General features: G+C 70.9%; 8 protein-coding genes. 2 read left to right on the forward strand and 6 right to left on the reverse strand.

Annotation, left to right across the window (positions count from 1 at the left end):
* Both ACWEKM_RS45230 and ACWEKM_RS45235 read right to left on the reverse strand, forming a co-directional pair.
* On the reverse strand, nt 1–759 hold a 759-nt coding region (locus ACWEKM_RS45230; RefSeq protein WP_451627145.1), incomplete at its 3' end, for a TerD family protein.
* Nucleotides 760–911: 152 nt separating this feature from the next.
* The gene (locus ACWEKM_RS45235) at nt 912–1,508 is read right to left on the reverse strand and encodes a M48 metallopeptidase family protein (protein ID WP_451627146.1); all 597 of its coding nucleotides are present in this window, start codon (nt 1,506–1,508) and stop codon (nt 912–914) included.
* Between the two features lie 295 nt (nt 1,509–1,803).
* On the opposite strand from ACWEKM_RS45235, the gene ACWEKM_RS45240 reads away from it, so the two are divergent.
* Together ACWEKM_RS45240 and ACWEKM_RS45245 are read left to right on the forward strand one after the other, a co-directional pair.
* The gene (locus tag ACWEKM_RS45240) at nt 1,804–3,018 is read left to right on the forward strand and encodes a TOMM precursor leader peptide-binding protein (RefSeq protein WP_451627147.1); all 1,215 of its coding nucleotides are present in this window, start codon (nt 1,804–1,806) and stop codon (nt 3,016–3,018) included.
* Entirely contained in the window at nt 3,011–4,384 is a 1,374-nt protein-coding gene (locus ACWEKM_RS45245) for an ABC1 kinase family protein (RefSeq protein WP_451627148.1), read from the forward strand. The genes ACWEKM_RS45240 and ACWEKM_RS45245 overlap by 8 nt, the downstream gene beginning before the upstream one ends.
* A gap of 358 nt (nt 4,385–4,742) precedes the next feature.
* On the opposite strand, the gene ACWEKM_RS45250 is transcribed toward ACWEKM_RS45245, so the two are convergent.
* The 4 genes from ACWEKM_RS45250 to ACWEKM_RS45265 form a co-directional block, all read right to left on the reverse strand.
* Nucleotides 4,743–5,066 (reverse strand): hypothetical protein, encoded by a 324-nt coding sequence (locus ACWEKM_RS45250; RefSeq protein ID WP_451627149.1) that lies wholly within the window; start codon nt 5,064–5,066, stop codon nt 4,743–4,745.
* Entirely contained in the window at nt 5,063–5,431 is a 369-nt protein-coding gene (locus tag ACWEKM_RS45255) for a WhiB family transcriptional regulator (protein WP_451627150.1), read from the reverse strand. The genes ACWEKM_RS45250 and ACWEKM_RS45255 overlap by 4 nt, the downstream gene beginning before the upstream one ends.
* A gap of 174 nt (nt 5,432–5,605) precedes the next feature.
* Nucleotides 5,606–5,938 (reverse strand): hypothetical protein, encoded by a 333-nt coding sequence (locus ACWEKM_RS45260; protein WP_451627151.1) that lies wholly within the window; start codon nt 5,936–5,938, stop codon nt 5,606–5,608.
* A 164-nt stretch (nt 5,939–6,102) separates the two neighbouring features.
* Nucleotides 6,103–6,415 (reverse strand): HRDC domain-containing protein (locus ACWEKM_RS45265; RefSeq protein WP_451627152.1); only part of this gene is annotated, 313 nt, incomplete at its 5' end.

Below are 6,415 nucleotides of genomic sequence, written 5' to 3' on the forward strand. Positions count from 1 at the left end.
GGGGGGGGGGGGGGGGCGGGGGGGGGGGGGGGGGGGGGGGGGGGGGGGGGGCCCGCGGGGGGGGGGCGCTACGCCCGGCGGTGGGGGCGCGGGCGCGGGGGGGGGCGCGGGCGGCCGGTGGGGGGGGGCCGGAGCGAACGCGGGCGGCGCGGCGGCCTGGGCGGGCGGGGCGAAGCCCGGAACGGCGCCGGGCTGCGGCTGCTGCGGGGCCGCCTCGGGCGCAGCCTCCTCCTCCAGCACCTCGCCGCCGAAGTTCTTCAGCAGCGCTTCGAGGCCGCCGTCGAAGCCCTGGCCGACCGCCGCGAACCGCCACACGTCCTTCAGATAGAAGTCGCCCAGCATCACGGCCCGTTCGGTGGAGAACTCCGAGCCGTCGAACGAGTACCGGGCCACCTCCTCGCCGCCCGCGACGATGCGGAGGTACCCGGGCTGTATCTGTGACATCTGCCCGGCGCCGTCGACGGTCGCCGTGAACGACAGCTTCTGGATCCGCGGCGGGATCCGGTCCAGCGTGACCCGGAAGGACTCCGTGTCGCCGGCCTGGGCACCCAGCAACTGGACGGACTCCTCGGGGGACTTCGGCTGGTTGAAGAAGATGAAGTACCGGTCGTCCGAGAGGCGTTCGTCGGGGTCGAGCCCGAAGCAGCTGATGTCGAAGCTCAGTCCGGGGGCGGAGATCTGCACGCCTACGTACAGATCCGTGCCCGCGGTGAGGTCACTGATCCTGGCCTTGTGGCCCCGTTGGAATTCCCTGCCCATGCGTAACGACCGTCCCCCATCCCGAATGTGAGTGCGTCGCGCCAGGCTAACGGCAAACCCCGACATCGGGCGAAGCCGGTACAGACCCGGTACACAACCGTCTTCCGCTGCGCGTGGGGCTCCGCCCGGGGAACGGATCACGCACCCGGTGATCACTCACCCTGCGGGGCGGGCGCATGGGGCAGTCGGTCCGCGGCGGCCACCCCTTCGAGGTAGCCGCGCGCCCGCTCGGTCCGCGGGTACGCCTCCAGCAGCCGCCAGAACCGCGGCCCGTGCCCGGGCACCAGCAGATGCGCGAGTTCGTGGCAGAGCACATAGTCGACGACGTACTCGGGCATGCCCTGCAGCCGGTGCGAGAGCCGGATGCTGCCCTCGGCGGGGGTGCACGAACCCCAACGCGTGTTCTGGTTGGTGACCCAGCGCACGGCGGCGGGCCGGGCCCGGCCGTCGAAGTACTGCTCCGACAGCCGTTGGGCGCGCTCGACCAGTTCCGCGTCGCCCGGCACCCGCTTGTTCTCCTGGGCGGCCAGTTTGTCGAGCATGACGGTCACCCAGCGCTGCTCCTCGGCCTCGGACATCCGGGCAGGGATCAGCACGACGGTGCGGTCGCCCTCGCGGTACGCGGAGACCGTCCGGCGTCGCCGGGCGCTTCTGCGGACCTCGATCGCGCTCGTCCCCGAGCCGCTCGGCGGCTGGCTCGTCGTGCTGCGCTGTGACTTTCCGGCACGGTGCGGTGGGTCGGCGGGCACGCCCCGACGTTACCCGCTGCGCCGGGGTGAAGTCCCGGGTCCGGGACGGTTCATTGCCGTTCCCTACAGCATGCGTCTGATTTGTACGACGAATATCCACCGCCTGTGGACAACTTTCGACGCCGGGTCGGCGGGCCCGGCATGCTGGCACTCGTCGGCGGGGCGTGACCGGTTCCACCGACCATCACCGATATAGCGTGAATTGCTTATATTTTCCGTGAATCACGATGATTTCCGTGAAGCATGATGATTTCGGTGAAGTACGGGGAATCGCAGCGAATGACGGGGGACCTCTATGCATCCGATGATGAAGCCCGCGTTCCGGCGCGGCTGGCGCGACCTCAACACCGTGCAGTTCGGCATGACACCGGCACATGCACTGACGCTCGGCCCGATCGACACGGCCACGGGCAGTTTCCTGGAACTGCTCAACGGCGCCCGGGGGCTGCCGCTCCTGCGCGACGAGGGACACCGGATGGACCTGCCCGACGGTCATGTCGACACCCTGGTCCGCGGGCTGGCCCGGGCCGGGCTGCTCGACGACGCACGAGGCGGCGGCCCCGCGGGCACTGCCCTGCGCGAGCAGAAGGAGGTGCTCGACCGACTGCGCCCCGATCTGGCCTCCGTGTCGCTGACCACGTCCGAGCCGGGCGAGGCGATCGACCGCCTGGCGGCCCGCCGCGCCCTGCGCGTACAGGTCAGGGGCGCGGGCCGGGTCGGCGCCACCCTGGCCTCACTGCTGTCGGGCGCGGGGGTCGGCGAGGTCGACGTGCGCGACGGCGGCCAGGTCGAGCCCTGGGATGTCGCCCCGGGCGGACTGCCCGCGGAGTCGGTCGGCGAGCGCAGGGACGAGGCCGCGCGACAGGCCGTCCGCCGGGCGGCACCGGACCGCGCCGCGCGCCGCCGCACTCACGCCTGGCCGTCCCCGGCCGACGATCCCGGCTTCTGTCTGGTGATCCTCGCACCGCGGGACGATGTCGCCGTGCACGCCCCCGATCCGGGCGCCGCCGATCTGTTCCTGTCCTCCGGGACCCCCCATCTCCACTGCGGCGTCGTGGAGGGAACGGCGGTCGTCGGACCCCTCGTCCTGCCGGGCGAGACAGGCTGCGCCGGCTGTCTGCACCGGGATCGCGCGGACCGGGACCCGGTCTGGCCCCGCCTCGTCGCGCAGTGGCGCTCCGGGAAGGCACGCCCGGTGGGTCCTTGCGACCTGACGCTGGCGGCCACGGCCGCCGGGCTGGCGGCGGCGCACGCGCTCGCCTTCCTCGACGGGGGGTCGCCGTCGAGCACGGGAGCGCGCTGGGAGGCCGCACTGCCGAGCCTGCGGTGGCACGCGCGACCGGTCCCGCCCCACCCCGCGTGCCCGTGCGGGGCCGCGCGGAGAGGTAAGGAAGAACACACCTCCACGGACGGGCGGCCACACGAGACAATGGCGGTGCAACGGCCGTCGACGCGACGACGCACCACGGACGCGGCGCGGCCGGCTGGGACTTGGAGGGCGCATGTCTGATCTTCCCCGGAAGGCGGTCACCCGGACCGCCAAGCTCGCCGCGCTCCCGCTCGGCTTCGCCGGCCGAGCGACCTGGGGCCTGGGCAAGCGGATCGTGGGTGAGTCCGCGGAGATCGTCAGCCGCGAACTGCAACAGCGCACGGCGGAGCAGTTGTTCAAGGTCCTCGGCGAGCTGAAGGGCGGCGCGATGAAGTTCGGGCAGGCCCTGTCGGTCTTCGAGTCGGCGCTGCCCGAGGAGGTCGCGGGCCCCTACCGGGCGGCCCTGACCAGACTCCAGGAAGCGGCACCCCCGATGCCCACCCGCACCGTGCACTCGATGCTGGAGGGGCGGCTCGGGGCGGACTGGCGGGAGATGTTCCTGGAGTTCGAGGACAAACCGGCCGCGGCGGCGTCGATCGGCCAGGTGCACCGGGCGGTGTGGCACGACGGCCGCGAGGTGGCGGTCAAGGTGCAGTACCCGGGAGCCGGCGAGGCACTTTTGTCGGATCTAGGGCAATTGAGCCGTTTTGCCCGCCTGTTGGGGCCGCTCATCCCCGGCATGGACGTCAAGCCGCTCATCGCCGAGCTACGGGACCGCGTCTCCGAGGAACTGGACTACGGCCTGGAGGCTCAGGCCCAGCAGGCCCACGCGGAGGAGTTCACGGGCGACCCCGACGTGGTGGTCCCGGCCGTGGTGCACCAGTGCGACCAGGTGCTGGTCACCGAGTGGATCGACGGGATCCCGCTCTCGGACGTGATCACGGACGGCACTCAGGAACAGCGCGACCGGGCCGGCCAGCTCCTGGCCCGCTTCCTGTTCTCGGGTCCGGCCCGCACCGGCCTCCTGCACGCAGACCCGCACCCGGGCAACTTCCGTCTGCTCCCCGGCGACCCGGAGGGCTCGGGCGACTGGCGCCTGGGCGTCCTGGACTTCGGCACCGTCGACCGTCTCCCCGGCGGCCTGCCGACGCCGATCGGCCGCTCCCTGCGCATGACCCTGGACGGCGAGGCCGTCGCGGTCTACGAGATGCTCCGCACCGAGGGCTTCGTCAAGGACTCCATAGAGCTGGACCCGGACGCCGTTCTCGACTACCTCCTGCCGATCATCGAGCCGGCCCGGGTGGACGAGTTCACCTTCACCCGCAGCTGGATGCGCAGCCAGGCGGCCCGTATCGCCGACCCCCGCTCCCCCGCCTACCAGCTGGGCAAGCAGCTCAACCTGCCCCCGGCCTACCTGCTGATCCACCGCGTGACCCTGAGCACCATAGGCGTCCTGTGTCAGCTGGGCGCGACGGTGCGGCTGCGCGAGGAACTTGAGGAATGGCTTCCGGGATTCGTGCCCGAAGAGGAGAGCCTGACCGTGCAGGAGTCGGCGGCGCAGGCGTGAGCCCCCTCACCACCAGGCCGAGTCCAGCCGCCCCTCGATCGCTCTGAGGTTCTCCCTGGAGCAACCGTCGCAGAAGTACTGACGGACGCCGTTCTCCACTGAGCAGGTCCAGGTCGCGGGCTGAGGGACCGCGGAGGGGGTGCGGCAGCGGGCGCACACGAGGGGGCGCGGCCGCGTGGTGGGGCCGTTGTGGTCACCGTCTCCGGGAGGACTACTCGTCACTCGGTGACGATATCTCCGTGGCCCGGGTTCGGCGGGGCAACGCACCGCGGGGGCCGGTCCGTTCGGACGGACCGGCCCCCGGGGGGAAGGTTTCGCCCCCCGAGGCCGGGAGGCCACCGCTTCAGGTGTGGTCGGGCTACTGCATGAGCGCCATGGCGAGCGCACGACGGGCACGCCTTGAGGCACGCTCGGCCCGGCGCTGCATCCGGCGGGCGGTCGCCAGGCGTACGGCCTGGCGTTCCCGTTCGGCCTCGTGCAGCCGGTCGTGCATATGTGCACGCGCCAGGGCTTCTGGGATGAGTTGCATCTCTCGGGTCCTGTTCTGACGCGAGTCGATCGCGTCGGTGACAGTGAAGTCTGGGGTCGCGGAGCCTGCGGGCTCGCTGGTGGACGGTTTCATCGGGGCCTGCTTCTTGGGGTCGTGCGTGAGGGGGCGATCGATGGTTCCGGGGATGTTCATGCCGCGACCGGGTTCTTGCGCGGGCGGCCACGCGGCCGCTTCCGGGCGACGACAACGCCCTGGACGAACAGCTCGCCACCCCAGACGCCCCAGGGCTCACGCCGTTCCTTGGCGCCGGCCAGGCATGCCTCGATCAGCGGGCAGGTCCGGCAGAGGGACTTGGCGTACTCGACGTCCGCCGGCGACTCCGCGAAGAAGACCTCCGGGTCGTAGGAACGGCAGGGGACGGGCACGCCGAGGTTCTCGATGGCGTCGTCGAGCGCGGTGAGCGGGGTGAGCGGGGTCAAGGTGGAGTCCTCCGTGGGGACGGGCGGGGGGATCGTGTCGGAAGGCGGTACGGACGGGGCGTGCGCTTCGAGTTGCACGGTTCGTCTTCCTCGTCTGGTCGGTCCGGCCTGTTGACCGGGTGTCGGCTTGGTACCGGGTTCTTTTCTTGTCCCGAGGCCCCTTCGCTTCGTCGTCCCCGTTCGGGGAAAACAGAAGGGCCGCGGATCCCGGATGGGGTTCCGCGGCCCTGAAGGCGCCCGCCTGATCGGCGATCAGGCTGGATCACTCCAGGGTTCTGGCCCACGGAAGGCCCACATCAGGTGGTGCTGCGTCGTCTGCTTCCGGAATCCGGCACCGGCTGCCGCAAAGGCATAGACCTGCGCCTGTGCCACTACTGCTTCCAGTGCCTTGGTCGGTCGCTCATCGCGTTCACGGACGGGAAGACCCGCAGGAGACACGGAGGACGCCGGACGCACGGCACGAATGCCGGACAGACCGGTGCCCGGGTTCGAGGCGCCGAGCATGCACAGGGAGACGATCGAGCGATCGCGCAGTTTGGCCGTGTTCATGGAACCGGCGCTGGTGCTGGTGTTGATGCTGATCACTGGACTCGCCTCCTCTCGGCGTCTCGGGGACTGGGGTGAGCCAGTCCGCTCGGATATGCAAGTAGAACACGGAATCAGTGCCTCCGAGAAGGCCGCTGTTTCCGTGCTTAGAACCTATGGGGATTGCCGGGGCATGCGCAAACTATTTTTCCGACGAGTTCGCATCAGTCGCGCTCCTCGTCTCCTGCGATGCTCCGGCCTGCGCAGATGGCCAGTACGGCGGCGCCGTAGAGCTTGAGCTTGCGGGCTCGGACGCCGGGGATCCGGGACAGCTCGGGATAGTCCTCGGGGACGGACTCGGCGATCGCCATCAGGGTCTTGTCGGTGAACACACAGAAGTCCGGCTGACCCGAGCGCATCGCCTGCTCCGCGCGCCACACACGCAGCCGCTCGTAGACCCCCTCGTCCATGTCCGAGGGGCAGCCGTCACAGCGCATCAGTTTCATCTCACCGGCGTCGGTGAGCGTACGGCCGCAG

This window comes from Streptomyces sp. NPDC004752 (assembly GCF_053601275.1).

Excerpts from the sequence above, each read along its gene's own strand:
- ACWEKM_RS45240 (WP_451627147.1), top strand. The coding sequence starts at position 1,804 with ATGCATCCGATGATGAAGCCCGCGTTCCGGCGCGGCTGGCGCGACCTC.
- ACWEKM_RS45245 (WP_451627148.1), top strand. The coding sequence starts at position 3,011 with ATGTCTGATCTTCCCCGGAAGGCGGTCACCCGGACCGCCAAGCTCGCC.
- ACWEKM_RS45250 (WP_451627149.1), bottom strand. The coding sequence starts at position 5,066 with ATGAACATCCCCGGAACCATCGATCGCCCCCTCACGCACGACCCCAAG.